The 25,159-nt window shown below is 37.8% G+C and carries 27 protein-coding genes; 8 read left to right on the top strand and 19 right to left on the bottom strand.

Annotated elements, in window-relative coordinates:
• Positions 1-136 precede the first annotated feature (136 nt).
• Together LUD75_RS01320 and LUD75_RS01315 are read left to right on the top strand one after the other, a co-directional pair.
• Positions 137-1,162: a glycosyl hydrolase gene (locus LUD75_RS01320; protein ID WP_232703925.1), complete on the top strand. Its 1,026-nt coding sequence runs from the start codon at positions 137-139 to the stop codon at positions 1,160-1,162.
• A 152-nt stretch (positions 1,163-1,314) separates the two neighbouring features.
• Positions 1,315-1,968, top strand: a complete 654-nt coding sequence (locus LUD75_RS01315) for an HAD family hydrolase (protein WP_232703924.1) — start codon at positions 1,315-1,317, stop codon at positions 1,966-1,968.
• Here the strand turns inward: LUD75_RS01315 and LUD75_RS01310 are convergent.
• The 15 genes from LUD75_RS01310 to LUD75_RS01240 all read right to left on the bottom strand — a co-directional run bounded on the left by LUD75_RS01310 (position 1,965) and on the right by LUD75_RS01240 (position 17,049).
• Positions 1,965-2,669: a YetF domain-containing protein gene (locus tag LUD75_RS01310; protein WP_232703923.1), complete on the bottom strand. Its 705-nt coding sequence runs from the start codon at positions 2,667-2,669 to the stop codon at positions 1,965-1,967. The genes LUD75_RS01315 and LUD75_RS01310 overlap by 4 nt on opposite strands.
• Positions 2,670-2,746: 77 nt before the next feature.
• Entirely contained in the window at positions 2,747-3,928 is a 1,182-nt protein-coding gene (locus LUD75_RS01305) for a hypothetical protein (RefSeq protein ID WP_232703922.1), read from the bottom strand.
• Positions 3,929-4,066: 138 nt separating this feature from the next.
• Positions 4,067-4,903, bottom strand: coding sequence for a GMP synthase (locus LUD75_RS01300; protein ID WP_232703921.1), 837 nt, complete (start codon positions 4,901-4,903; stop codon positions 4,067-4,069).
• Positions 4,904-5,004: 101 nt separating this feature from the next.
• A complete protein-coding gene (locus tag LUD75_RS01295; protein WP_034967396.1) occupies positions 5,005-6,108 on the bottom strand; it encodes a carboxylate-amine ligase in 1,104 nt (367 codons plus the stop codon).
• Between the two features lie 240 nt (positions 6,109-6,348).
• Positions 6,349-7,299, bottom strand: a complete 951-nt coding sequence (locus LUD75_RS01290; RefSeq protein WP_034975672.1) for a glutathione synthase — start codon at positions 7,297-7,299, stop codon at positions 6,349-6,351.
• 125 nt (positions 7,300-7,424) lie between these two features.
• The gene (locus LUD75_RS01285) at positions 7,425-8,138 is read right to left on the bottom strand and encodes an alpha/beta fold hydrolase (protein WP_232703920.1); all 714 of its coding nucleotides are present in this window, start codon (positions 8,136-8,138) and stop codon (positions 7,425-7,427) included.
• A gap of 132 nt (positions 8,139-8,270) precedes the next feature.
• The gene (locus LUD75_RS01280; RefSeq protein WP_232703919.1) at positions 8,271-9,476 is read right to left on the bottom strand and encodes an ATP-grasp domain-containing protein; all 1,206 of its coding nucleotides are present in this window, start codon (positions 9,474-9,476) and stop codon (positions 8,271-8,273) included.
• A gap of 95 nt (positions 9,477-9,571) precedes the next feature.
• Positions 9,572-10,978 carry a leucyl aminopeptidase family protein gene (locus LUD75_RS01275; RefSeq protein WP_232703918.1) on the bottom strand — a complete coding sequence of 469 codons (1,407 nt, stop codon included), beginning with the start codon at positions 10,976-10,978 and terminating at the stop codon, positions 9,572-9,574.
• Positions 10,979-11,053: 75 nt separating this feature from the next.
• The gene (locus tag LUD75_RS01270) at positions 11,054-12,178 is read right to left on the bottom strand and encodes an alpha/beta hydrolase-fold protein (RefSeq protein WP_232703917.1); all 1,125 of its coding nucleotides are present in this window, start codon (positions 12,176-12,178) and stop codon (positions 11,054-11,056) included.
• A gap of 232 nt (positions 12,179-12,410) precedes the next feature.
• On the bottom strand, positions 12,411-14,171 hold the full coding sequence (locus tag LUD75_RS01265; RefSeq protein ID WP_232703916.1) for a discoidin domain-containing protein: 1,761 nt from the start codon (positions 14,169-14,171) through the stop codon (positions 12,411-12,413).
• A gap of 9 nt (positions 14,172-14,180) precedes the next feature.
• Positions 14,181-14,699 carry a hypothetical protein gene (locus LUD75_RS01260; RefSeq protein WP_232703915.1) on the bottom strand — a complete coding sequence of 173 codons (519 nt, stop codon included), beginning with the start codon at positions 14,697-14,699 and terminating at the stop codon, positions 14,181-14,183.
• Between the two features lie 70 nt (positions 14,700-14,769).
• Positions 14,770-15,774 (bottom strand): bestrophin family ion channel, encoded by a 1,005-nt coding sequence (locus tag LUD75_RS01255; protein ID WP_232703914.1) that lies wholly within the window; start codon positions 15,772-15,774, stop codon positions 14,770-14,772.
• 15 nt (positions 15,775-15,789) lie between these two features.
• Positions 15,790-16,218 carry a hypothetical protein gene (locus tag LUD75_RS01250; protein ID WP_232703913.1) on the bottom strand — a complete coding sequence of 143 codons (429 nt, stop codon included), beginning with the start codon at positions 16,216-16,218 and terminating at the stop codon, positions 15,790-15,792.
• Complete coding sequence (locus LUD75_RS01245) at positions 16,215-16,562, bottom strand: DoxX family protein (RefSeq protein WP_232703912.1); 348 nt, start codon at positions 16,560-16,562, stop codon at positions 16,215-16,217. Before LUD75_RS01245 ends, LUD75_RS01250 begins: the two co-directional genes overlap by 4 nt.
• 76 nt (positions 16,563-16,638) lie before the next feature.
• The gene (locus LUD75_RS01240) at positions 16,639-17,049 is read right to left on the bottom strand and encodes a thioesterase family protein (RefSeq protein WP_232704902.1); all 411 of its coding nucleotides are present in this window, start codon (positions 17,047-17,049) and stop codon (positions 16,639-16,641) included.
• A gap of 134 nt (positions 17,050-17,183) precedes the next feature.
• On the opposite strand from LUD75_RS01240, the gene dnaA reads away from it, so the two are divergent.
• Entirely contained in the window at positions 17,184-18,641 is a 1,458-nt protein-coding gene (gene dnaA / locus LUD75_RS01235) for a chromosomal replication initiator protein DnaA (protein WP_232703911.1), read from the top strand.
• Positions 18,642-18,680: 39 nt separating this feature from the next.
• On the opposite strand, the gene LUD75_RS01230 is transcribed toward dnaA, so the two are convergent.
• The 4 genes from LUD75_RS01230 to LUD75_RS01215 form a co-directional block, all read right to left on the bottom strand.
• Positions 18,681-19,175: a GNAT family N-acetyltransferase gene (locus tag LUD75_RS01230; RefSeq protein ID WP_232703910.1), complete on the bottom strand. Its 495-nt coding sequence runs from the start codon at positions 19,173-19,175 to the stop codon at positions 18,681-18,683.
• 1 nt (position 19,176) lies between these two features.
• Entirely contained in the window at positions 19,177-19,593 is a 417-nt protein-coding gene (locus LUD75_RS01225) for an arsenate reductase ArsC (RefSeq protein ID WP_232703909.1), read from the bottom strand.
• Between the two features lie 14 nt (positions 19,594-19,607).
• The gene (locus tag LUD75_RS01220) at positions 19,608-20,081 is read right to left on the bottom strand and encodes a DUF6428 family protein (RefSeq protein ID WP_232703908.1); all 474 of its coding nucleotides are present in this window, start codon (positions 20,079-20,081) and stop codon (positions 19,608-19,610) included.
• Positions 20,082-20,143: 62 nt separating this feature from the next.
• The gene (locus LUD75_RS01215; RefSeq protein ID WP_232703907.1) at positions 20,144-20,467 is read right to left on the bottom strand and encodes a metalloregulator ArsR/SmtB family transcription factor; all 324 of its coding nucleotides are present in this window, start codon (positions 20,465-20,467) and stop codon (positions 20,144-20,146) included.
• A gap of 107 nt (positions 20,468-20,574) precedes the next feature.
• Between LUD75_RS01215 and LUD75_RS01210 the strand changes: the two genes are divergently transcribed.
• From LUD75_RS01210 to LUD75_RS01190, 5 genes are all read left to right on the top strand, one after another.
• Positions 20,575-21,015 carry a low molecular weight phosphotyrosine protein phosphatase gene (locus LUD75_RS01210; protein WP_232703906.1) on the top strand — a complete coding sequence of 147 codons (441 nt, stop codon included), beginning with the start codon at positions 20,575-20,577 and terminating at the stop codon, positions 21,013-21,015.
• Positions 21,016-21,054: 39 nt separating this feature from the next.
• Entirely contained in the window at positions 21,055-22,332 is a 1,278-nt protein-coding gene (locus LUD75_RS01205; RefSeq protein WP_232703905.1) for a dicarboxylate/amino acid:cation symporter, read from the top strand.
• 191 nt (positions 22,333-22,523) lie between these two features.
• Positions 22,524-23,222 carry an SAM-dependent methyltransferase gene (locus tag LUD75_RS01200; RefSeq protein ID WP_232703904.1) on the top strand — a complete coding sequence of 233 codons (699 nt, stop codon included), beginning with the start codon at positions 22,524-22,526 and terminating at the stop codon, positions 23,220-23,222.
• A gap of 58 nt (positions 23,223-23,280) precedes the next feature.
• Positions 23,281-24,432 carry an AI-2E family transporter gene (locus tag LUD75_RS01195; protein ID WP_232703903.1) on the top strand — a complete coding sequence of 384 codons (1,152 nt, stop codon included), beginning with the start codon at positions 23,281-23,283 and terminating at the stop codon, positions 24,430-24,432.
• A 112-nt stretch (positions 24,433-24,544) separates the two neighbouring features.
• Entirely contained in the window at positions 24,545-25,159 is a 615-nt protein-coding gene (locus LUD75_RS01190) for a DUF1684 domain-containing protein (RefSeq protein WP_232703902.1), read from the top strand.

Here is a 25,159-nt window from a genome sequence, read left to right as displayed (position 1 = left end):
TTCATAAAAAATAATTTTCGCATAGTTACACTGAGGTTCTCAAATAAGCCAATAAATAAATTACACTGTCGTGCTGAGGTTCTCGAAGCATCCAATAAATTCACAATCTTTTCCAAACTTTCATTAAATTTATAAAATGAAAAAACTAAGCTTACTTTTCCTGTTGATTTCAACCTTATTTTATTCTCAACAATTCAAAATTGACACATTGCTGACTGACAAAATCAGCATCCGAGCCATCCAGATTTGGGACGGAAAAGTTTGGTACACAGGAACAGATTCTAAGTTTGGCTATGTGAATATGAAAGATAAGGTCGATAAAAAGCAAATTGTATTTTCTCAAAAGCCATTACAATTCAGAACGCTGGCGCAAAACAAGAATCATTTTTATGCGATCAATATAGAAAGCCCGGCTTACTTTTTTCAAATCGATAAAAAAACTTTAGAGTTCAATGTTGTTTTTAATGACAACGACAGCACGGCTTTTTATGACGCCTTCAAATTTGTAGATAACGACTTTGGCATCGCTTTCAGCGATCCAACTAAAAACCAACGACTAAATATTTCACAGACCCGAAATGGAGGTGCAAAGTGGATTCAATGCAACGATTGTAAAGATTTTCCATACCTGGAGAAAGGTGAAGCTGCTTTTGCTGCAAGTAATACGAATATTGCAAGTGCCGGAAATTTCATTTGGATTGCAACAGGAGGATCTAAAGCTAGAATTTATAGAATGAAGAACAAAGATTGCTACTGGAAAGTTTTTGAAACGCCATTCATCCAAGGAACATCCTCTCAAGGCATCTATTCCATTGATTTCTACGACAAAAACTTCGGAATTGCAGTTGGCGGAGATTATACCAAACAAGCAGATAATATCAACAATATCGCAACAACAAATGACGGCGGACAAACCTGGCAAATCCAAGCCAGCGGACAAAATGCAGGCTATATGACCTGCGTCAAATTCCGTCCGAAAACCAAAGGAAAAGAAATCGTGGCAGTCGGCGATCAGCACATCAGTTTCTCATCCGATTTCGGCAAAACCTGGACGAAAATATCAGATGAAAAAAATCTCTACGCCTGCGAATGGCTGGATCACGATACGTTGATTTTAGCAGGAAAAGATAAAATCATAAGGGTGAAGTTCTCAGATAATTAATTTATTTTCTGAGTTTTACGTCCTTGCGAACCCTAAAAATATTTTCAATAAGCTCAAAGAAACCTTTGTGGCCTTTGCGCTTAAATTGAGCATTAAAATCAGAATCCCTATTTTTGCACCGAATCAATGAAACTGAAAAGAGAAATTTGAAGATGAAGAACACGGTTATTTTTGATATGGACGGCGTGATTGTAGATACAGAACCACTTCACAAAAAAGCTTACTACCAACATTTCGCAGAATTGAACATCGAGGTTAGCGCAGAATTATTCTCAAAGTTTACAGGCAAATCTACCCGAAATGTCTATCAAATGGTCAAAGATATTTTCGGAATCGAGACGGCAACGGAAGCATTAATTCAGAGAAAAAGAACCATTTTCTACGGTCTTTTCGATACAGATCCTGCACTTAGATTATTGGACGGCGTAGAAGCTTTGATCAATCAACTTCATTCCCATAATTTCCAATTGATCCTGGCATCCTCCGCAGCTAAAACTACGATTGACCGAGTTTTTAAGCGTTTCAATTTATTTCCGTTTTTTACATTTCTCGTAAGCGGAGAAGATTTTCCGGAATCAAAACCACACCCGGCAATCTTTATAGAAGCACAGAGGCTTTCCGGAAATGATAAGTCCAGTTGCATCGTGATAGAAGACAGTACCAACGGAATATTGGCCGCCAATGGTGCAAAAATATTTTGTGTAGGTTACAAAAGTGCCAACAGCAAAAATCAAAATTATGACTCAGCAGATTTGGTGATCCATCATTTCAATGAGTTGGATGTTGAGAAGCTGAAAGTGCTTTAAGAAATCCTCTTTTTGTTGGAAGATTCCACCCATTCATCTTTGCCGCAAACTGTGCATTGGCTTTTTTCGTGTGTCACAAATTCTTGTGTGTAACCGCAGAATGTACAGGAATAATGGGCGTTTGAAGCGAAAATTTTGACAGCTTTGTCCAAAGAGGTTGGCATGATTGGCAAGCCGTATTTGACCTCATTATCCTCAAAATAGAAAACACTGATTTCACCCGAAATTTCCTCAATTGCTTTTTCGACTTGTCCAAGATGGGAAACGCCTTTCAATCGCAATTCGGCAAAAAATTCGTCCTCGCCAAGAGATTCCTTTTTAAAATCTTTAATGCAAAAAACACCCTGATCAATTAGACAAATCGGTTTCCCTTCAACTAATTTTTCAAACTTTTTACTTTTGCTGATGATATAGGTGATAATGCTGTAAAGACTGATGATCATTGTGAAAACCACCAGCGCGGGCATAATTCCAACGTCTTTGTAAAACATCGGATCACCAGCAGCGGAACCTAGTCCAATAATCACGACCAATTCAAATACAGAAAGCTGTTTCACACCTCGTTTCCCAAGAAGCCGAAGTCCGAAAATGATTATGAAAAACATAATACTCGTTCTAAGAATCGTCTCCAAAAGGAAACTCCATTCTTCGGAGCCGAGTAGAATTTGTTTGAGGTCAAATGAATCGCTGGTAAGGAACATAGTTTTTGAGAAGCTATGTCAAAAAATACGCCAGAGGTAAACTGATATTAGATCGGATCATTTGATGTTATAATTTTTTACGCTCCAAAAAACGCCATAGAACTCCCGATCCAAATCGCATCTTTCTTGTTAAAATCCACATTCACCATCGCGGCTTTCGTCATTCTCACAAGATTGACTAACAACTCCGGGTCTTCTTTTTTCGGATCCCAACCAAAAAGCAAACGGATTTCCGCTTTGGAAAATTCACCATTGATGTCTTCGAAAAGTGGAGCGTAAGTCACTTTTCTTTGGAGGATGTAATTTTCTTTGTCATCAATTTGGTCAATGATTTCCTGAGTTGGATTCAGATTGACGCCACTTCCTGCGAAAGAGAAAAGTGGTTTCAATACAAAATTTTCAAGCGTTTCATTTTCTGGAAAATCAGACAAAAAATAACTTTTCGGAACAAACGCGTGTTTCAACTTTGGAAGAATATATTTTGAAACTTTGAAGAACCAATTCGGATGTGTGATCCATTCCACATCCACGTCTTCACGGAAATCAAATTCTGTTTCCAATCCTTCGATCTTATCCAATTCATCAAAGATCACACGATTGTAAATACGATTGATCGGAATTAGTTTTCCATCTTTTTCATAAAACAACTTTTTGCCTTCCTTTTTAACTTTCGTCAAACAAACCGTTTTGATTCCCAACAATTGTTCTGTCAGTGCAAAATCAATAGCGGTCTTTTGCTTTTCAGGATAGATTTCCAGCAAGATGACATTCTCAGGATTTTCATCTCCAACGATCACAGCTTTTAATTTTTCAACAAACTCTTCCTGTGAAAGCGATTTCTTCAAATCATTCAAAAAAGGATAAACTTCTGTGATCACTTCCTCAAACAACCTTTGAAATCCAAACAAACTTGGGAAAGCCTGCAACTCTATCAATTGAGGAATGATCTCGCTGTTTTCATCTTGACAAATTCCAAAATCTATCGCCAGGAAATGTGGTTTTTGTGTGTCATTCGGAACGTTGCAATTGGCGGGAATCGCTTTGCTCAATTCTTCATCAGACATATTTTTGATCTGCGAAATGATGGACTTTGAAGCATCATCCAGCCTGTTCCAAAAATCGTTAGTGAGAAAAATCGGACTTTCGGAAAGACGAAACGCGGCTTCCTGACCGCATTTCTCTATGATTAGCTCATTTGTTTTCTGATATTTTTCCTGAGAAAATTCTTTGTTGAATTGAGTTCTGTATTTTGGGATCATAGTTTGTTTTTTTAATCAACCACAAAAGTCACACAAGTTAATTGATATTTTAATGATAAAAATAAATCATAAAGATTAACTTCTTTTTAACTCTAAAAATTCTTTTGTGACTTTTGCGGTTTTAAAGTAAATGTTATTTTAACTGTAAGCTAAATTCTTGGTGATCTGCTCAGATGCAAATTTCAAGAATCTTGGAACGATCTGCGCTTGTGTCAGAACAATCTTGTCGTCATCATTCATTCTGTCGATGGTTTCCAGATATTTTTCCATTCCGAAGGTTTCGATCATTGCGGTTTTATTTTTCTCATCCTCTAGGTTTTTGATAAATCCTGTCGGATCAGCCTCTGGATGAAATTGAGTTCCGAAGATCTCATCAGAAAAACGAACCGCCATCAATGCTCTTTCCAGGTGAACCGTCGGACGGTATTTTTCCAAAGCCACAACCTTCATTCCCAGTTCATCTATCCTTTCCTGATTCGGTTCGATACATTGGTAACCTCTCGAATCTACAGCATAGAAAGGATCTGGCAGATTTTTGAACAGGAATTCTTTCTCGCCATCCTCAGATTTGTGGATTGGCATCACGCCGAAAGAATAGGATTTTCTTTTGCAAACATTCGCAATTCCAAAATGAATCACTGCCAATTGGAAAGAATGACAAATTAGAAACGCGTATTTTTTCTGTTCGCTTTTCTTGTTGTGATTCCAGATTTGATCTAGAAAATCAGCGTATTTGTTTTCCCATTCATACCCTTCACGGTGCGGATTTCCTGGTCCTCCGGAAGATAAAAATATATCAAAATCATTAATATCTGGCATCTCGTTTTTGTAACGAACGTCGAAGATCTCTACCGAAACATTATCGTCAGATTGCTGCTGAAAAGCTTGAGATAATTCTTTAATATTGCGCATCCCTTGATTCGGATGGTTGTTATTCATATCCAGAAGCGCAATTCTTACATCATTCTTACTCATATTCATAAATTTTCTACAAAATTAAGAATTTTAAATTTGAGTTAATTTTGAATGATTAATGATACCAAAATCATTTATCATTAGTCATTCATCATTTATAATTAGATCAGTCCTTTTTCGGTTTCATAGATCATATAATCCACGACTTTTTTCAGGTCACCGCCACTTTCGTTGAAGACTTTCAATTGTCGGTCTGCGCCAGTTCCCATTTTGCAAATTTCTCTCGCATATTCCACTTCTTTTCTACAACCTAAATCGTCAACAACGTCATCTATGAAAGCTAATAATTCTTCCAAAAGGTCACGGTAAGGAACGCTCGCTTCTTTCCCAAAGTCGATCAGATGTGCATCGATTCCGTCTTTTGAGGCGCGCCATTTATTTTCGGTCAATAATAATCTTCTGTAACTTCTGTAACTCGTATTCTGCTGGTGCATTTTGTAGATTTTTGCAACCAAAGATTGCATAATTGCCGCCAAACAAACGGTTTCGTCAATTGTCATTGGCATATCACAAATCCTGAATTCAATAGTAGGGTAGAAGGGATGTACTCTCAAATCCCACCAGATTTTCTTGGCATTGTCAATCGTTCCGGTTTTTACCATCAGATTCACATAAGCATCAAATTCTGCAACGCTTCCGAAATAACTTGGCAAGCCAGTTCTTGGGAATTTAGCAAAAACCTCCTGTCTGTAAGATTTGAAACCCGTTAATCTGCCAACCCAAAACGGTGAATTGGTGGACAATGCGTAAACGTGTGGCAAAAAATAACGCATCACATTTTGAATCCTAATGCCTTCTTCACGGTCTGGAATTCCGATGTGAACGTGCAATCCAAAAATCAGGTTGGACCTCGCTACATCGCCCATATCACTCACGATTTTGTCGTAACGTGCATCTTTTGTGATGACGTTATCTTTCCAATGCGAAAATGGGTGAGTTCCGCCACCAGAAACGCGCAAGCCTTGATCGTGGGCGGTTTTTACAAGATGTCTTCTGAGGTCGGTGAGTTCCTGACGTGCTTGCTGGATATTTTCGCAAATCCCAGTTTCCATTTCCACCACAGATTCGTGCATTTCGTGTTTTAAGTTTTCACTTAGAACGGCTTTTCCTCCTTCGATGATTTTTGAAACATGCGAGACGAGATCCCGCGTTTCTGCGTCTATAATTTGATATTCTTCTTCTACACCTATCGTAAATCTGTGCATATTATTTGTGTTTGTTAGTTAAAGTTAGTTAGTCGTTAGTTTATTAATGATACAATTTGGGCAGCTTAATCCGCCTTCCGCTCCCAAACCTAACGGAGTGGTTCGACGAAGGCAATCTTTTTTGCTCAAGATTTCCGTCTAAATAGAACTCGAGTACACGCAAAAAAGGATTTCCGCTCAAGTCGGGCTGCGACGATTCGCCGTTCCAAATTGTGTCATTAAATATTAGTTAGTTCAGTTTTAAAGTTTATTGGTCACAAATTTCCCCCAGTTGATATTCACTTTTCCTGGTTTATAATCTTTAGCTTTTTCAATAGCCAATTTTGCAGAATGTTCTACAATCCAAGCAAAGTTTTCTTCTCCCACAGAATTTTTGTCCGCATCCGGCGCTGGGTTACAGAAGTCAATCGCGTATGGAATGCCGTCTCTCACTGCAAATTCCACGGTGTTGAAATCGTAGCCTAATGCTTCATTCATTTTCAAAGTGTAATCTGTGATGGTTTTAAGCAATTTTTCTCTTGCTGCGCCTTCGGTTTGATGCGTAGTTGCATATCTCAAATGGTGTGGATTTCTCGGCTCGTAAGGCATAATGTGAACGTACTTTCTGCCTAAACAATACACGCGATAGTAATCCTCAAAAACGATTTCTTCCTGCACCATCATCACCAATTGCTCTGTCTCGGCGTGTTTTGCCCACATATCTTCTGGACTTTCCACTCGGTAAACATTTCTCCAGCCGCCACCATCGTGCGGTTTCATATAAGCTGGGAATCCAACGTAATCGAAAATATATTCCCAATCGTGCGGAAATTTCAAGTTTCTGAATGAAGTTTCCGAAGTGTTTGTCGGTCTTTCGTAAGACGGAAGCAATACCGTTTTAGGCAATGGAATTCCGATTTTCAGCATCAAGGCATTGTTGAAGAATTTCTCATCTGCGCTCCACCAAAATGGATTGTTGATGACGTAAGTTCCGCTCACTGCCGCATTTTTCAGATAAGCTCTGTAGAAAGGAACATCTTGCGAAATCCTGTCGATAATCACAGCGTAACCGTAATCTGCGCCTTGCTCCAGTTTGTCGATTTGAACAGGTTCTGCGATATACTCGCCTTTCCCAAGCTCATTAACTTTATCAATGAATGCCCACGGAAAAGTGTCTTCCATTCCGAATAAAATTCCAATTTTTTTTGCCATAATGTTTTGATTTTGTCAGAAGTCCAATGTCGGAAGTCTGAGGATGAATATGTTTTGTTAAATTTTTTAATTGTGATTTAGTTTTGTCATCTGTCTTCCGACATCTGACTTCCTTCTTATAATTTTTATCCGAAAAATCGTCCAATAAATTTAGGAAAAACCATTCGCCAAAGAACCCAATCGTGGTCTATCCATTTCTGCTCGTCATACCAATGGTTGATGCCTTTTGAGGTCAGGATTCCCGCCATCTTTCTCGTTGGTTCCAAGCAAATATCGCGGTCTGAAGTGCTGAGGACAATGTGCATATGTTTGTATTTCCAAGCCTCATCATTTTTCACAAATTCATCCGGACAATTGAAATAAACCAGCTCGTCCTGAATTCCATCCATAAAATTTCGAATCGAAAAAGCACCCGACAAACAGAAAAGATGCGAAACCAAATCCGGATATCTGAAAGCAAAATTCGCAGCGTGATAACCACCAAAACTTGCACCCGCAACAATAACCCGATGTGTATTATGCGTTCTCTGAATGTAAGGAATGAACTCCTGAACCAAAAACTGAACGTACAATTCATAATTTCTGATTCTGTCGTGCGCCGAAATATTTTTGTTATAAAAGCTTAAAGAATCAATGGTTTCGAGATTGAAAAGTTTTAGTTTGCCATTATCTGTGAACCAGGAAATGCTTCCATTCAAATGGAAATCTGCATTCTGAGTATAAGAACCCTGCGAAGTGGGAAACATAATAACCGGAAGCCCGAAATGTCCGGTAACTTCGACCTTGATGCTCTTCCCGAGGATGTGTGAATAGTAATCTGTATGTGTAATTTGAGGCATACTTTATTTATAAATGATGAATGATAATTGGTGAATGAGTAATTAAACTGTTGTCAGGCTGAGGTTCTCGAAGCCCTAAAAATGATTAAATTTTAAACTTTGAATTCTAAATTTTGAATCTTGAATCTCGAATTAATTCGTTGGTTTATCTTTCGGAGGTAAGATATTTAAGATTCTTTCTGTGACGATTGTTGCGGCTTCATCCAGTCTTTCCTGCACTTTTTCTTCTGTTGTTGCTTTATAAACGATTCCGATGTGATAATCGATTGGTAGGAATTTTTCAACATCGTCATTATGGAGGTCGGTTGTGTCAGAATGTTTTTCTTTCGCAAGCGCAACAATCAATCCTGCAAACAATTTCTGAGTTTCTTCGACTGTATATTTTTCATTGTCTAATAGAGCATTTTCCAGTTTTGCCCATTCTCTCCAAATGTTGACACCAGTTGCCGCTTCCACCATATCAGGAATGTGTGCGCCGCCAACTCTTGATGAAGTTTCCAGGAAATAATATTGCCCGTCTGTTCCTCTGATATATTCGCTGTGAGTTGCTCCGTTTTGGATTCCAAATTTATCCAAAACCTCTTTGTTGATTTTTTCTAAACCGATTGCTTCTTCAGAATCTTTCGCTAAAGTTTTGGTTCGGAAAACGCCGCCTTCGTGAGACACTTTCATTGGCGGAGAAAGGTATTTTGAAAAACATGAGAATACGATTTCTTTATTATAAACCAAACAATCGACGTGGTAAACATCGCCAGGTTTAAAGCTTTCCAAAAGGAATTTATATCGTTCATCCCCGAGACTTTCGACCGCCGGCCAAAGTTCTTCACTTGAATTTATTTTCTTAATTCCACTTGCTGAAGCTTCTGAACGAGGTTTTAAAACCCAAGGTCCGGGAACATCCTGTGTGAATTTATGCAATTTTGCATCATTGAAAATCGATGAAAATTCGGGTACAGAAATCCCGTTGTCCTTTGCCTGTTGGCGCATTGCCAGCTTATCTCTGAAATAGCGGTGCGTCGTTTGTCCCATTCCAGGAATACGGTAGGTTTCACGAATCATCGCCGCTTTTTCCACGTCAAAATCGTCCAGTGCAATCACTGCATCTATCTGGTGATTTTTCATCAAATAAGCAAAACCTTGCACCAAATGATCCAGATTCCAAACCGAAGGCTCAATTTCCGGCATATAATAAACTTCGTCTATTGCGTGCCAAGGCCACGGTTTTTCTTTCAGGTTTTCGGATGTGATAAGGATGACTTTGTTTCCAAGCATTTTACACTCGTCCATAAAGTCGTAGCCTTTGTAATAACAGGAGATGCAGACAATTGTTTTTTCCATATTCGTTTATTTTTGTCGGAAGTCAGAAGTCGGAAGTCCGAAGTCTGATATTCTTACTTATTATTAGTTTTTAATTTAATTCAAAAAGTTATTCGCTAATTATAATTTTCGATAAAATCCAAAAGCAACTGCACGCCATAACCTGTCGCTGCCTTGTCTTTTGCATAACCAACATTTCCAAAAGCAACGCCGGCAATATCGAGATGCGCCCAATTCTGATGGCCTTCTATAAATTGCTCCAAAAATTTTGCTGCAACAATGCAATCCCCAAAAGGCTTCATCGAAATGTTTTTAAAATCTGCAACATCCGAAGAGAAATCGTCTTTCCAAACATCCCAAAGTGGCAAATTCCAAATCCTCTGATTGGTTTTATCAGCGGACTTTTCCAATGATTTTTTCAAATCGTCATTGTTGGAAAAGTAGGCGCCACAAGTGTAACCGAACATTCGAACGGAGCTTCCAGTCAAAGTTGCCAAATCAATCAAAACATCAGTTTTATAATTCTTTGACAAATATGACAGTCCGTCTGCAAGCGTCATTCTGCCTTCCGCATCGGTGTCCAAGACTTCAATCGTTTTTCCGTTATAAGCTGTAATCACATCGCTTGGCAAATACGCTTTTTCCGAAACCGCATTGTCCGTAATCGGCAGAATTGCAATAATATTTACCGGAAGTTTAAGCTCCGAAGCAGTAATCAAAGCGCCAATTACTGCGCTTGCTCCGCCCATATCACTTTTCATATAATGCAGATTGGCTGAAGGTTTTATGGAAATTCCGCCCGTGTCAAACAAGACGCATTTACCAACCAGACCGATGGTTTTTGCATTTTCTACCTCAGATTTATATTCCAAAATCGTGAAAGCTGCCTCTTGCGAACTTCCTTGATTGACTGCGACAAATGCACCCAAACCTTCTTCTGTCGATTCTTCACGATTCAAAACTTTATAATTCAAATCATATTTTTCTGCGGTAGATTTCAGAAATTCTGAGACTTGGTCCACCTTTTTATGGTTCGCAGGTTTGTTCAGCCATTCCATTCCAGCAAATTGTCCGTTGCAAAGTGCTTCGGTTTTTAAGGCTAAATTTTTGGCTTCGTCTTCGGAAATATTTTCAAAATGAAGTTCAAAATTCTCCTGCCAAAATGGATGCGATTTTTCAAAAGGATAGAGGTAAGTTCCTAAAAACAGGCCTTTTACAAATTCTTCGGTCAAATCGAATCCTAATTTTGAATGAACCGAAGTTGGAACAGCTTGGAGATTTTTTTTATAATCGTTCGCAAATTTGTTCGCTACAGCCTGGATTTCAAAACCTTTTGAATCTTTTCCGATTCCAATGAAAAAGTTGATTTCGTTGGAGTCAGTTTTTATGAAAACCTCGCTTTTTTTTCCGTTGAAGAAATGTTCCGTATTCGGGTAATTCGATTTTTCCTGCTCCCAATCGTCTTCGCTGAACAGGAATATATTTTGTGTGGTTGTTTCTTTTTTATTGTAGATTTTAATCATAATTAATTCACTTTTTTCATAGGAATAAATTCCTATGCTAAAATATTGGCCGTCCCGCTGGGACTTGTTGGGTTTTTAGTTTTTGATGTCATTTTCCAATTCATCTTTTGCTTTCACTGGACTTTCCAGACTGTCGATGAACAGCCATTCTACAGCTCTTGGAAATTCCTGAGACCAGAAAAATTCCTGATGTGTTCCCTGTTCATTGATATTCGTTCGGACTTCAAAATCATACAGCTTTTGAGAATTCAGTTTTTTTAAAGACTTTTCAAACAGCTTGATTCTGCTGACCATTTTCGAACCTTCTTTTCGGCCGCCATACAGATACACTTTTATCTTAAAAGGATTACTGAATCCAATCATCGGGAAATTGTTATTCGGTTCCACCCAAAGTGAAGGCGAAAATATCAACAGTTTGGAATAGACTTCCGGATACAAAAATCCTCCATAAATGCTGATCAATCCACCTAGCGAACTACCTCCGATTCCTGTATTGTCCCGGTCTTTTTTCGTCCGGTAATTTCTGTCAACCCACGGCTTCAAGGTATCTGTGATAAACCTCAGATATTTTTTGCCTTCCGCGTTTTCTGTGACGGCATTGTTGTCAAAAATATATTCCTTAATTCTGTCATCATTTCCGTGTTCAACGGCTATTACGATTAATTCTCCTCTGCCATATTCTGCAAGAAGTGCTAATTTTTTATCAATTTCCCAATTCCCATAAGCCGAACCTTCATTAAACAAATTCTGTGCATCCTGAAGGTAAAGCACCGGATAATTTTTTTCGGTTTCATAATAATCGAACGGCAAAAGCGCCCAGACTTTTCTCGTTTTTTCAAGCTGAGGAATGTAAAATTCTTCATCGATTAATTCTACCGTCGGGAAAAACTCTTGCTTAAATGGTCCCCAGTTCAGTCGCCATTTCTCAACATTGGTTTGAACTTTCTTTTCCTCTTTTCGGACTTTTCTGTTTGGTGTGATACTGTCGTATTTGTCAATCTCAACATTTTCCCAACCACCTTTTGTAAATTTGAATTCTATCTCGTCATTCAGCCATTCATCATTAATATTGATATAATAATTGCTTTCGTCCAATTTTTCCAGTTCAAATTTTGGATCTTTTGGATTCCATTTATTAAAATTTCCGGTTATGAAAATCGCTCGGTCATCATTGTCTTCTGACTTCAGAAAAAACTCCATTCTATTTTAAATTCTCTTATTGAGTTATAAATTTATAAAATTATTTCTATTATTGAAGTAATGTTGAGTATTTTTCTTTAAAAATTGGACTTTATTATTGAATATTAATCTAAGATTAAATTTCTTTAAATTAATGCAAATTATGGCTTTCGAAATAATATTAATGAAAAATAAAAAAGCCTCCGAAGAAAATCTCCGAAAGCTTGAATTTTTGTTGAAAAAAGCTAATAATTTATTCCGATTTTACAACCTCTGTCCGCTCAGAGATTCCATTTGAATTAAAGGCTTCGATTTGAAAGTAGTATGCATCAGTTCTGTCGGCTCCGGTAAAAAAATATTCGTTTTTACCGTAAACCATAATGCTTCCATATAATTTATCCGGCGATTTTCCCCAATATATTACGTAACCGTCAGCGTCAGAATTCTGCTGCCATTTGAACCAGATGCTTCTTCTTTCACCATATTTTTTTGGGTCAGCGCGCAATGGAACGAAGTTTTGGACTTTTTCAGGTTTGCTTCCCGCACCTTTTCCAAAAACACGAAATCCGCTCAAAGCAAATTTTCCGGTCGGCATTTTCAGGTTTTCCATTTTCAGAAATCTTGCTTTGGCAGGCGTTTCCAGTTCTACATAGTCGTGAGGAACATCTTTTTGATTTTTTGATTTATCGACGATGACTTTCCAGTTTTTACCGTCGTTTGAACCATAAATTTTATATTGATGCATTTTCCCCAATGTTTTTCCCATAAACTCAACATCCTGATCCGCATAATTAATTTGAATCGCGTTAATCGTCGAAACTTCTCCAAGATCAGTTTGAAACCATTCTCCTGAATTTCCGGTTTTTGCGGACCAATAGGTCTTGATATCTTCATCAACCGCAAGATTAGCCTGATAACCACCTAGCGTTGAGGAAACCTGAACTGGTTTATTATAATTAAGCAACATCCAATTGGTGAACAAGCCTTTCGAAAAATCTTTGCCCTGCGCGTATTGCGGAAGCAAAGTTGGATAATCGCCGTAAGCCGTGTTGGTGTACATCACGTCATCTTTGTCGAAGCCTGTCGGCCAGATTCCCAAACGTCTTTCAAAATTATTTTTGGTCGAGATGAAAATCGTGGAAACGTGCCACCAATTCCCAAAATTATCTTCGAAAGTTGCACCGTGACCAGCACCTCTTGCAAAACCGCCTGGTTTGTAAGAAAAAGGATTATGTTGCTGATATTCAAAACCTTCTAAAGGATTTTTTGAAACGTAAACGCCATCAGAATATCCACTGAATTCCGTTGCCGGCGCTCCATATTGAAGGTAATATTTGTCTTTGTGTTTTGTCATCCAGGCGCCTTCTACAAAAGGCTGCAGGAAAACATTGTCATTATATTCCCCAAATCTTTCCCAGCCGTGATCTTCCGGTTTTAGCCTCAAAACGGGTTTTACGAAACCTTCAGATTGCAAAGTTTTTGTTTTAACTTCAGTTCCCAGGAGCGGCCATTCGTTGCTCGATCCCCAATAAAGGTAGAGCTTATTTTTGTCCTCATCATAATGAAATGCAGGATCCCAAGCGCCCACTTTTAAAGTGTCAACGGCAATTTTCCAGTCGTCTTTTGTAGGATTTGTACTTTTCCAGATCGGAAAATCCTGTTCCCAAGTGGATCCGAAAACATACAGCGTATCTTTCATCTTCCAGACAGCAGGCGCGTTCAAATCGTGAATGTATTTATTATCTCTGAGGAATTTACGGTGGACAAATTTCCAATCGAGCATATCATCAGAATACCAATAACCTTCCTGATTAGTCGAAAATAAAAATAGTTTTTTCTGAAAATTGACAATTACCGGATCTGCAGTAGCGCGGTGTTTTCCTTGTTTTGAAAAAACCTCGAAAGGTGTGTAACCATAATCAATGTTGATCGGATTGCAATAGGTTTTTTGCTGCGCCGAAATCCAACTTAAAGAAAGAAGAAATGCCAGCGCAAATATTGTTTTTAATTTCATTTTGAAAATTTATTCTGAGATTTTACTGTACTGTTCCAGGATATTGTTCACAAATCTGAACGTATCCTGTTTGATTTTCATATTATCTTCCTGATCTCGATGCAGGAACAGAATGTAATCTTTATCATCAATAGTCAGTTTTTTTCCGGCAGATTTTGCATCATAAAATTTATCCAGTTTGTAGATGAAATACCGGTCGTTTTTCAAAGTAATGATGATCGGGAAAAATTGAGATGGTGCGACGCCAGTTCTGTTGAAATTATTGACAACATTGGCAATATAATCTTCCTCGCCATCTTGGTTGAAGTCGCCCTGATCAATGGTCATCACATCATTTTTACTAAGAAAATCTTCAAATTGTATATCCTGAACGCCGTCTGGCCTGTAATATTTCATTTCATCATTGATGTTCAGCTTGTTGGTAAAGCTGTTTTTGCTGATGATGCTTTGCAGAGTTTTGAGATCCATATCACTTCTGATGCAGGAAACAAGGCAAATTGCAATGAAAAAATAGGATAGAACTTTCATCAGGAAAACATTTAATCCAAATTAAACAAAAAAAGCCGAAAATCGGCAGTTTTTTTAATAAAATGAGTTTTTACATCAAGATTCCGTTGATGGGCTGTATGGGTGGTGGTAAATCTTTTTCATTCAGCATATCGCGCAGATCGATTTCTATCATTCGGCTGATCTGTGTGATCGGAATATCGTTGGCACTGCCTTCGAAAGGGTTTTCACAACTTTCGCCGATCTGTTCCAAAACCAGAAATACCCAACCCAACAAAATGCTGAATGGAATCGTGAACCAGATATAGATGCTGTCCAGTTTCGCAAATTCATTCAAAAAACCTAATGGGAGCAGGAGGCAGAAAAGATTGGTAAAATAAGTATTGATCGTAGAAAACTGTCTAGGATAAGGGAAATTTTTAATGCGCTCGCATTTTCCCTGCTGATCATAAAATTCTTTCAACTGATTTTCCAAAGTTGTGTAATTGAAATCATTAATTGAACCAGATTCGTGCAGTTTTCTTAGGGTTTCAGATTGTGAAGCTATTATTTGCGTCGCTCTGTTTTTCTTTTCCAGAAGGACTTTGACTTCATTTTCACTAATATAAGTTTTCAATTCTTCACCAAGATCAGATTCCCATTCCGGCACTTTGTAAAACTGGAGATATCTTCTGTTGTAAGATCTCGTTTTCACATTTTCCCAGACTTTCACTTCTCGTAATTGAAATCTCAAAGCCGTCAGCCAAGCAAAATGTCTGTAAAATAATTCTTTGTGAATCTTCTTTTCCTCTTCACAATTTGAATTCCGGATGAAATCCTTGACCATAATGGCAAAAGTTCGGCTGTTATTGATAATCGAGCCATAAATTTGTCGCGCTTCCCAAAGTCGTCCGTAAGTTTGTGTGTTTCTAAATCCTGAAATAAACGCCGTTGCAGTTCCCAAAAGCGCAATTGGAACCCACGGAACAGCCAGCCATTTCCAGCCCAAAAAGTAGAATAATAAAGTAGGGATTGTACTGATGATGACCATTTTCACGATCTTTTCCCTGGACCAGAGAATGAAATGAGAAACTTTGTAACGGTTGGATGCGTTCATTAAAGAGAATTAGATTTAATATTTTGCCTGACCAATTTCCAGTTTGTCAAACTTTCCATCGGCATTTTCGTGGAATTTGAAAAAGGTTTTGAATGTGCCCCATTTTCCAGCTTCGAAGTTTCCATAGATATCTTTTCCGTCATTCTCAATTTTGTCTATGGAAATAAATTTTTCGTGACCCAGCGCACCCGAAAAGAAATTTTTAAAATCGATTTTGTTTCCATCATCGGTCATTGTCGGGTTTTCTGTAAAGTAAGAATACCAGCTTTTGTCGCCGGATTGCAAAGCTTCGATGGCTTTTTTGACGTTGCTGTTCGTGATTTTGTCCAGATTCATTTGTTTTGTTTTTGAAGTTTGTGTTTTTATTTGATTGTCCTGGGTTTTTTGTCCGCAGGCATTAATACTCATGATTCCCGCGCAAAAAAGAATGATTGTCGGTTTCATTTTTTCAAAGGATGTTGGAGGTAAATTAATGCCAGATTTAACAGTAAAAATGGCAGCTCTATCAAAACACCTTTCCAGTCTTTTGAAGAAATCTCGAGACAGATGATTAATAAAATGCCTGCAGCCATCAGGAAATTTCCCCATATAAAAGTTTTCGGAAATAAGATTAAAACAGCACTGATGATCGTAATGGCACCGTTGATCATAATGGCTGTTTTGCTAAAATTCCATCTGGAAAAGAATTCCACCATCGCTGGTTTCGTGGTCAGCATTGCCGATCCCTGTTTGAAACCCATAAAAACGGCGGTCAAAAGTAAAATTCCGCTTAGTATTCTTAAAATCATAATTTGTGTTTTTATTTACGAATATATGATTTTTGGAGAAAAAATTAAAATTATCAAACAGTTTTTTATGATTTAATTAATCAACCCATTTCTTCTGAATCAATTCCATTAGATAATCAGGGCACTTGACTATTTTGTTGGTTTCGGAATCGAGGAAAAATAGAGTGGTGGAAGCTTCTGTTATTTTAACATTTTCTTCATTGTAAATTTCATATTCAAACTCTATTCTGATTCCCGGAATTTTTTTGACGAAGGTTCGGATTTCCAAAAGTTGGTCATAAAGTGCTGGTTTCAAATACTTAATTTTATATTCCGAAACTGGCAGGAAAATTCCCCTTTTTTCTATTTCGTCATAAGACATCCCGAGGCTGCGAAAAAGTTCCACTCTGGCAACTTCGAAATACTCGGCATAGTTGCCATAATAGACGTATTTCATCGGGTCTGTTTCTCCGTAACGTACTCGTATTGAGGTGGTTGTGTGTATCATTTGAAGCGTATAATAATTCATACAAATATATTTTTTAATAATCAATAGAGAAAAAATTTTTTTTAGAAAATTAATAATTGGATATTTGTTGTCTTGTTAAAAACTAAAATCTTACCGGAAACAGCAGCAGAAAAATGAATGAAAATTTAGGATTAATCTGGGATAGATGCCTTCAGTTTATGAGGGACAATCTAAACGCAGCGGAGGATAACACAGACCTCAAAAAGTTAGAAAATTCTTTCGACTTGTTATTTGATAAAGTTCAGCCAATTTCTTTGGTGAACAATAATCTCACGTTGCTAGTTCCCAGTGATTTTTACAAAGAATATATCGAGGACAATTACCTGTCTTTACTGTCTGCTGCGCTTAAGAAAAATATCGGTAAAGGGGTGAAATTGTGGTATTCTGTGATGGAAAACAAGCCATCAGGAAAGGAGAAGCCGATTACGATGAATGTAAAAGGAATTTCTACACAACAGCCAAAGATTCAGGAAGCAAGACCAGTTCTGAGAGAAACTGACAACATCAATCCATTTGTAGTTCCGGGAATTAAGAAAGTTAACATTGATTCTAATCTAAAGGCAGATCAGTCTTTTGATAATTTCATAGAGGGGGAAAGTAACAAGTTTGCCTCAACTGTTGCGAGATCGATTGCAAAAAGACCAGGCTCTACAGCTTTCAATCCATTGTTTGTTTACGGAGGTTACGGTGTTGGGAAAACGCATTTGGCACAGGCCATCGGTTTGGAAGTGAAAGCTTCTTATCCGGACAAAGTGGTTTTGTATCAGTCTTCCGAGAAATTCATTCAGGATTTTGTGAAGGCAGCGAAGTCTCAGAACAAAACAGATTTTCAGCATTATTATCAGATGATCGATGTTTTGATCATCGATGATATCCAGTTCCTTTCCGGTAAAGCGGCTACACAAGATAGTTTCTTCCATATTTTTGATTATTTACATCAGAATGGTAAACAGATCATCCTAACTTCTGATAAAGCACCTGCTGATATTTTGGATACTCAGGAGAGAATTATTTCCCGTTTCAAATGGGGACTTTCTGCGGAGATCAAATCGCCAAACTTCGAAACCAGAAGAAAAATCATCGTTGATAAGTTAAGCCGTGACGGTATCGAATTGACGGATGATATGTTAGATTATCTGGCTTCTGAAGTTAAGACAAACGGTGTAAGAGAGCTGATTGGCGTTGTAAATGCGGTAATCGCTTACTCTACAGTTTATAAATCGGATTTTAGTCTTGACCTATTAAAAGACACCATCAATAAGTTAGCGACGACTCAGAAGAAAACCATCAATATTCCTTATATTCAGGAGATTGTTTGCGACTATTTCGGGATTCAGAGAGAGCAGTTGTTATCAAAAACTAGAAAAAGAGAGATTGCACTTCCGAGACAATTGGCAATGTATTTTGCAAAAGAATATACCAACGCAACCTTCACAAAGATTGGTGAGGAAATGGGCGGAAAAGACCACTCAACCGTGATGTACGCTTGCGACACAATCCGTGATGTTTCGAAGATCGACAAAGAATTGAAAAAATACATCAAGGATCTGAAAGAAAAGATCGCTCAATAAAATATAAAATGTCTGAAATTTTTTTCAGACATTTTTTTATTACATATTTGGATTTCTCCGTTCATAAAGAATTGTATCCCGCCAGATTCCATCCATTCTAGAAATTTTTTCCCGATAGCCAACTTCCCGAAAACCAAATCTTTTGTGAAGTTTTACGCTGGCCATATTTTCAGGAAATACACTTGACTGCAATGTCCAAATTCCGTGTTTTTCACTTTCCACAATGACTTTTTCCATTAATTTTGAAGCAAATCCTAATCCGTTAAAATTGGGATGGATGTAAACGCTAACTTCTGCAACACCAGAGTAATTGCATCTGGAAGAAACCGGGCTTAATGCAATCCAGCCGGCAATTTTTTCATCACTTTCTATCACAAATCTGGATTGCGTCAGATGACTATTGTCCCATTCTTCCCAAGTGGGAACGGTTGTATTGAAAGTCGCATTTCCAGTTTCAATTCCCAATTTATAGATTTCAAGAACATCGTTTTGATGGCTGTCTTCCACTGGTTTTATGATCGGATTTATTTTCATTCTAAAGATTTTCTTTTGTGAAATTAAAACAAAATTCTTTTATCTGATTTCTAACTTTTCTGAATTCTTCCAAGATTTCTTCTTCTGTTCCATTGGCTTTGGCAGGATCTGGAAAGTTGTAATGTAACTTTTTTGCTTTAGTCGGGAAAAACGGACAGCGTTTTTTGGCATTGTCACAAACCGTGATTACAAAGTCAAAGTCGATGCTTTGGTACTCATTTATGTTATTGGAAGTATGATTGGAGATATTAATTCCATCTTCGTTCATTATCGCAATCGCTCGCGGATTCACACCGTGCGTTTCTACGCCGGCACTGTAAATTTCTGCTTTATCACTTGCAAAATATTTTAAATAACCTTCAGCAATTTGACTTCTGCAGCTATTTCCAGTGCAAAGTACCAGGATTTTCGTTGTCATATTTTAAAATAAATTTAACAACAGCCACTTTCAGGCGTACAACAGGCAGCTTGATTTGAATTTAATTCTGACAGATTTACTTTCATTTTTTCAGCAGGAATTCCGCAAGAATCACTTGCCAGACAAGCTGTATTTTTATTTTTCAGGATAAATGTCTTTCCGTCAAATTCAAGATCGTATTTCCCAATGGTTTCGCTTTGATATTCGACTTCAATTTCTGAGTCCTCAATTCCCAATTTTTCTTCAGAAAGCTGGATGATTTTCAGCAATTTATTTGGTTTCAGGCGATGTTCATAGTCATTCGCATTCCAAAGTTGGAAGTTGACTGTTTTTTCATTTCTTATCACGCCACCACAATCGATGAAATTTTTGGTAATCATTCCAACTTCGGTTACGTGAAAATGTTCCGGAACGAAAGTTCCATTTTCTAATTGAAATTCCACATTTTCCAAAGTAGGAAGAATGTTTTTAATGTCTGACAGTCTCATAATTTTTGATGTTTTTAATTTGTTTTATTGCAATATTACGATTGATTAAATTAAAAAAATGCTTAGCAACATTTCTCTTTGGTCACAGTGATGACGTTGGAAAAATAATTCTTCAGAATCTCAAAGGTCTTTTCATCAATACAATAGCAGATGGCATTTCCTTCAATATTCCCTTTGATCAATCCTGCATTTTTAAGCTCTTTAAGATGTTGAGAAACGGTTGGCTGGGCTAAAGGAAGTTCATTCACAATGTCACCGCAGATGCATTCATTCACTTTCATCAGATATTCAATGATGGCGATTCTCGCCGGATGTCCTAGTGCTTTGGCGATATTGGCAATTTGATTTTGACGGTCTGTGAAATGATCTGTTTTGGTCGCTCCCATTATTTTAATTTAATATTGCAATATTACGATAATAAATCAAGGAACAAAATATTTTTGAATTAAATTTAAAATCAATAAATTTAATGTTGTAATTTAAAAAGAACTGAATGAAGATTTTAATGGTTTGCCTCGGAAACATTTGCAGAAGTCCTTTGGCAGAAGGGATTTTGAAACATAAGTTAGGCGAGGATTATTTTGTGGACAGTGCTGGAACCATCAATTACCACGAAGGAAGCCAACCGGATGAACGTTCCATCAGAACCGCAACCAAAAATGGGATCGATATATCTACCCAAAAATCCAGACCGATTACAAAATCAGATTTTGATAAATTCGATTTGATCTTCTGTATGGACAAAAACAATTACAAAGACGTTCTGAAACTCGCAGACGATTCTCAGAAACATAAGGTTAGATTGATCTTGGATGATGAACTCGAAGTTCCAGATCCCTATTTCGGTGGAATCGACGGTTTTGATAAAGTTTACCAAATGCTCGACGAATCTTGCGAAATAATTGCCGAAAAAATCAAGAACAATAGCATATAACTCGCAAACAATTCTAAATTTGTAAGACAACATTTTCTTATGAATTTTGACATTGAACAAAAACCGCTGAAGCCCAAAAGATTCTATCAGCATCTTTATATTCAGGTTTTAATAGCCATTATTTTCGGTGTTTCGCTCGGTTATTTTTATCCAGATTTAGGCGAGAAAATGAAACCTTTGGGCGATGGGTTCATCAAACTGGTAAAGATGATCATCGCGCCCGTGATCTTCCTCACCGTTTCCACAGGAATTGCCGGAATGAGCGACCTGAAGAAAGTCGGACGAGTTGCAGGAAAGGCTTTCATCTACTTTTTTACATTTTCCACGTTAGCGTTGATCATCGGTTTGATTGTCAGTAATGTCGTTCAACCCGGAAAAGGACTCAACATCGATCCAAGTACTTTGAACAGTGCAGAGATCGACCAATATGTCAAAGCCGCTCACCACAACTCGATGGTGAATTTCATCTTCAAAGTCATTCCCGAAACATTGTTCAGTCCTTTGACGGGCGACAATATTTTGCAGGTTTTGTTGGTCGCTATTTTATTCGGCGTTGCCTTGGCAATCACTTCCGAGAAAAGTTATCCCATTTACGATTTCCTTCAAACCTTGACAATCCCGATTTTCAAAATTGTTGAGATCTTAATGAAACTCGCGCCCATTGGTGCGTTCGGCGCAATGGCTTTTACAATCGGCAAATATGGTTTGGAATCTTTGAAAAATCTGGCGATGCTCGTTGGGACATTTTATATCACTTCCGCTTTGTTCGTTGTTTTGGTTTTGGGAAGTGTCGCTTGGTACAACGGTTTCAATATTTTCACATTTTTGAGATATTTGAAAGACGAAATTCTACTCGTTCTCGGCACAAGTTCATCAGAACCAGCACTTCCAGGATTGATGAAAAAACTCGAAAATGCAGGTTGCGAAAAAGGCGTCGTCGGTCTCGTGGTTCCAACTGGCTACTCCTTCAACCTCGATGGTACCAATATTTATATGACTTTGGCGGCGCTTTTCATCGCACAGGCTTGCAACATCGATCTGAGTTTGGAGCATCAGCTCGGTTTGCTTTTGGTCGCGATGTTGAGTTCCAAAGGAGCGGCGGGCGTTTCTGGCGCGGGATTTATCACGTTGGCAGCCACTTTAGCGGTAGTTCCCGAAGTTCCGATTGCGGGAATGACCTTGATTCTCGGCATCGACAAATTTATGTCCGAATGTCGTGCGTTGACCAATGTCATTGGAAATGCCGTTGCCACAGTGGTTGTTTCCAATTGGGAAAATCGCCTCGACAAAGACCGTTTAAAAGAAGTTTTGAATTAACTTTGTAACCATTAGAATTTGGGCAGCTTTTCCGCCTTCCGCTCCCTCCCGATTTTACATCGGGATCCACTCAAGTCGGGCTGCAGATTCAATATAAAAACAACAGTCAAAATAAAAAGACGTTTTGAAATTCAATTGAAACAGACAAAAAATCGTTAATACATTTTACATTATACTTTTTACAAAAAACCATGCTTTACCTTCTACCAGCTTACCTTTCCGATAATTCTCCAATCGACTATTTCGCCCCAACAATCAAAGACATCATTATGAATGTCGATCACTATTTTGTGGAAAATGAAAAAACGGCAAGAAAGGTCATCAAGTTTTTTGCACCGGAAAAGAAACAGCCGGAACTGAAACTTTTTCTCCTCGACAAATATTCCGAAACAGCCGATCTGAAAGAAGCGCAAAAACTGATGAAAGAAGGCGTAGATTTTGGGTTGTTGTCAGAAGCGGGTTTGCCTTGTATCGGTGATCCGGGAAATATCATCGTCGCTTGGTCGCATAAAAACAATGTGAAGGTCATTCCTGTCAATGGTCCAAGTTCTTTCGTTTTGGCTTTGATTGCGAGTGGTTTCAATGGACAACAATTTTCATTCAACGGTTATTTGGCGATTGAGAAAGACAAGAAGAAAAAGGAGATTCAGCATTTGGAAAGTTTGGTTGAGAAAACGGGATTTACACAAATATTTATGGAAACGCCTTACCGCAACAATCCACTTTTCGAAGACTTGACCAAGTTCCTGAATCCTAATACAAAACTCTGCATCGCTGCAAATATCAACGATCCGGAAAACGAATTCATCCAAACCAAAACCATCAACGATTGGAAAAAAAATAAACCGGAACTGCATAAGATTCCGGCAGTTTTCCTCATTGGGAAATAATTGGTTTGTAATTTGACTTAGCTATTTGTTAAATTTCGTCAACCTTTAAATCAAAACTATGAATCAAACCTATCCTTTTTACCTGAAACTTTCGTCAATACTTATCAGCATTGTGATTCTCGGATTTCTTGCGATTATCGGACAGCAGATTTTGATTCCGATGGTTTTAGGTTTGCTGATCGCAATCTTGCTGATGCCGCTCAGCCGATTTATGGAAAAAAGATTAAGGCTGCCAAGAAGTGTTTCATCCATTTTAGCTAGTCTTTTGGCATTGGCGATTATTGGTGGTGTCATCTACGTTTTGTCACTCCAGGTGGCGAAGCTGGCAAATGACTGGCCGCAGTTTCAGAAGCAGTTTACGGATTTGATAGATGATCTTCAAAGTTGGATTTCCAGAACTTTTGGTGTGAGGCGAAAAGATCAGCTGTTATATTTAAATGATACGGCGAAAAAATCCATCAGTACAGGAACAGCGATTCTGGAAAAAGCATTGACGTCAATTGGATATGTCTTGATGTTGACAGCGTTTACATTTTTATTTACCCTGTTTTTTCTTTTGTACAGAACACATTTGCTAAAGTTTTTAGTCGCAAGTTTTTCTGAAACGTACCACAAAACTGTTTTTGAAATCATTGACAACATTCAGTTTATGGTAAAGAAATATTTGGTGGGACTGTTTCTCCAAATGCTGATTGTCACAATATTATCGTTAATTGCTTATACAATTATCGGCGTCAAATATAATTTTATGCTGGCAATTCTGACCGGAATTCTGAATATTCTGCCTTACATCGGGATTTTGACGGCTTTGCTGATTGGCGCTTTGATTACGTTTGCAACTTCTGGCGTAAGTCACGTTTTGTTTATTGTAATCGCGATTGTTGTAATCCATGCGATTGACGGAAATATCATTATGCCGAGAGTTGTAGGTTCTAAAGTAAAGATTAATTCACTGATCGTCATTATTGGTTTGGTAATAGGGGAAATGCTTTGGGGAATTGCGGGAATGCTTTTGACGATTCCGGTTTTGGCGATTATGAAAATTATTTTTGATCGAGTAGAAGGTCTCCAGTCCTGGGGATTTCTGATGGGTGAAGATGAGGAGGTTCCAATCTTCAAATCGACTTTTGATAAGTATTTTTTGGTTAAGAAAACTAAGATTGAAAAGGTGGAAATAGTCGCCGATCCGAAAGACGAACCGACTAAATAATCTGGAAAATTTCTAAAAATATACAAGCCCGAAGCCCGACTTGAATAATCCCGATGTAAAATCGGGAGGGAGTGGAAGGCGGATAAAGCTGCCCAAATAATAAAATTAAACTATGAAAAAACTAAGTTTACTATTCATCATCTTCTCTTGGTTTCTGAATGCTCAGACCAAGAAAGAAAATATTGAAACTATCAAAAAGTTTCAAAAAGAACTTAATGACGAATATCTGAATCCCAAAGAATCGCCTTTGCGAGGTGATAATCTGAAGAATTTTAAAAAACATCCCTTCTTTCCGATTGATTTAAAATACAGAGTGACTGCAAAATTTGTAAAAACCGAAAACCCTGTTCCATTTGAATTGCCAACATCATCGGGAAAGTTTCAAAGCTATCAGGAGTTTGGAAAAGCAATGTTTGAAATAGACGGAAAAAATTATGAATTGACGATCTACCAAAATCTTCGACTGATACAAATGGAGAAATACAAAGACCATCTTTTTCTGCCTTTCCGGGATGAGACGAACGGAAAAGAAACGTATGGCGGCGGAAAATATATGGATTTGAAAATTCCAAAAGGAGACGAAATTGTCTTGGATTTTAATCAGTCGTATCAGCCATATTGTGCTTACAATGCATTTGACTACAATTGTCCGATTGTTCCGGAAAATAATAAACTGCCTGTGAAAATATTGGCCGGCGTGATGTATGAGGATGTTTATCATCATTAA

The sequence above is a fragment of the Epilithonimonas sp. JDS genome, assembly GCF_021261315.1.
Taxonomy (GTDB): Bacteria; Bacteroidota; Bacteroidia; order Flavobacteriales; family Weeksellaceae; genus Epilithonimonas.
The sequence above is the reverse complement of the archived record's forward strand: the minus strand, read 5'-3'. Positions and strand labels throughout refer to the sequence as shown.

Coding starts and splice junctions, on each gene's coding strand:
- LUD75_RS01285 (WP_232703920.1), bottom strand. CDS start 8,138: ATGCCTCAAATTACACATACAGATTACTATTCACACATCCTCGGGAAG.
- LUD75_RS01270 (WP_232703917.1), bottom strand. CDS start 12,178: ATGGAGTTTTTTCTGAAGTCAGAAGACAATGATGACCGAGCGATTTTC.
- LUD75_RS01275 (WP_232703918.1), bottom strand. CDS start 10,978: ATGATTAAAATCTACAATAAAAAAGAAACAACCACACAAAATATATTC.
- LUD75_RS01190 (WP_232703902.1), top strand. CDS start 24,545: ATGAAAAAACTAAGTTTACTATTCATCATCTTCTCTTGGTTTCTGAAT.
- LUD75_RS01250 (WP_232703913.1), bottom strand. CDS start 16,218: ATGAAACCGACAATCATTCTTTTTTGCGCGGGAATCATGAGTATTAAT.
- LUD75_RS01290 (WP_034975672.1), bottom strand. CDS start 7,299: ATGGCAAAAAAAATTGGAATTTTATTCGGAATGGAAGACACTTTTCCG.
- LUD75_RS01310 (WP_232703923.1), bottom strand. CDS start 2,669: ATGTTCCTTACCAGCGATTCATTTGACCTCAAACAAATTCTACTCGGC.
- LUD75_RS01280 (WP_232703919.1), bottom strand. CDS start 9,476: ATGGAAAAAACAATTGTCTGCATCTCCTGTTATTACAAAGGCTACGAC.
- LUD75_RS01240 (WP_232704902.1), bottom strand. CDS start 17,049: ATGATACACACAACCACCTCAATACGAGTACGTTACGGAGAAACAGAC.
- LUD75_RS01315 (WP_232703924.1), top strand. CDS start 1,315: ATGAAGAACACGGTTATTTTTGATATGGACGGCGTGATTGTAGATACA.
- LUD75_RS01300 (WP_232703921.1), bottom strand. CDS start 4,903: ATGAGTAAGAATGATGTAAGAATTGCGCTTCTGGATATGAATAACAAC.
- LUD75_RS01260 (WP_232703915.1), bottom strand. CDS start 14,699: ATGAAAGTTCTATCCTATTTTTTCATTGCAATTTGCCTTGTTTCCTGC.
- LUD75_RS01195 (WP_232703903.1), top strand. CDS start 23,281: ATGAATCAAACCTATCCTTTTTACCTGAAACTTTCGTCAATACTTATC.
- dnaA (WP_232703911.1), top strand. CDS start 17,184: ATGAATGAAAATTTAGGATTAATCTGGGATAGATGCCTTCAGTTTATG.
- LUD75_RS01225 (WP_232703909.1), bottom strand. CDS start 19,593: ATGACAACGAAAATCCTGGTACTTTGCACTGGAAATAGCTGCAGAAGT.
- LUD75_RS01220 (WP_232703908.1), bottom strand. CDS start 20,081: ATGAGACTGTCAGACATTAAAAACATTCTTCCTACTTTGGAAAATGTG.
- LUD75_RS01230 (WP_232703910.1), bottom strand. CDS start 19,175: ATGAAAATAAATCCGATCATAAAACCAGTGGAAGACAGCCATCAAAAC.
- LUD75_RS01320 (WP_232703925.1), top strand. CDS start 137: ATGAAAAAACTAAGCTTACTTTTCCTGTTGATTTCAACCTTATTTTAT.
- LUD75_RS01210 (WP_232703906.1), top strand. CDS start 20,575: ATGAAGATTTTAATGGTTTGCCTCGGAAACATTTGCAGAAGTCCTTTG.
- LUD75_RS01255 (WP_232703914.1), bottom strand. CDS start 15,774: ATGAACGCATCCAACCGTTACAAAGTTTCTCATTTCATTCTCTGGTCC.
- LUD75_RS01205 (WP_232703905.1), top strand. CDS start 21,055: ATGAATTTTGACATTGAACAAAAACCGCTGAAGCCCAAAAGATTCTAT.
- LUD75_RS01305 (WP_232703922.1), bottom strand. CDS start 3,928: ATGATCCCAAAATACAGAACTCAATTCAACAAAGAATTTTCTCAGGAA.
- LUD75_RS01265 (WP_232703916.1), bottom strand. CDS start 14,171: ATGAAATTAAAAACAATATTTGCGCTGGCATTTCTTCTTTCTTTAAGT.
- LUD75_RS01215 (WP_232703907.1), bottom strand. CDS start 20,467: ATGGGAGCGACCAAAACAGATCATTTCACAGACCGTCAAAATCAAATT.
- LUD75_RS01295 (WP_034967396.1), bottom strand. CDS start 6,108: ATGCACAGATTTACGATAGGTGTAGAAGAAGAATATCAAATTATAGAC.
- LUD75_RS01245 (WP_232703912.1), bottom strand. CDS start 16,562: ATGATTTTAAGAATACTAAGCGGAATTTTACTTTTGACCGCCGTTTTT.
- LUD75_RS01200 (WP_232703904.1), top strand. CDS start 22,524: ATGCTTTACCTTCTACCAGCTTACCTTTCCGATAATTCTCCAATCGAC.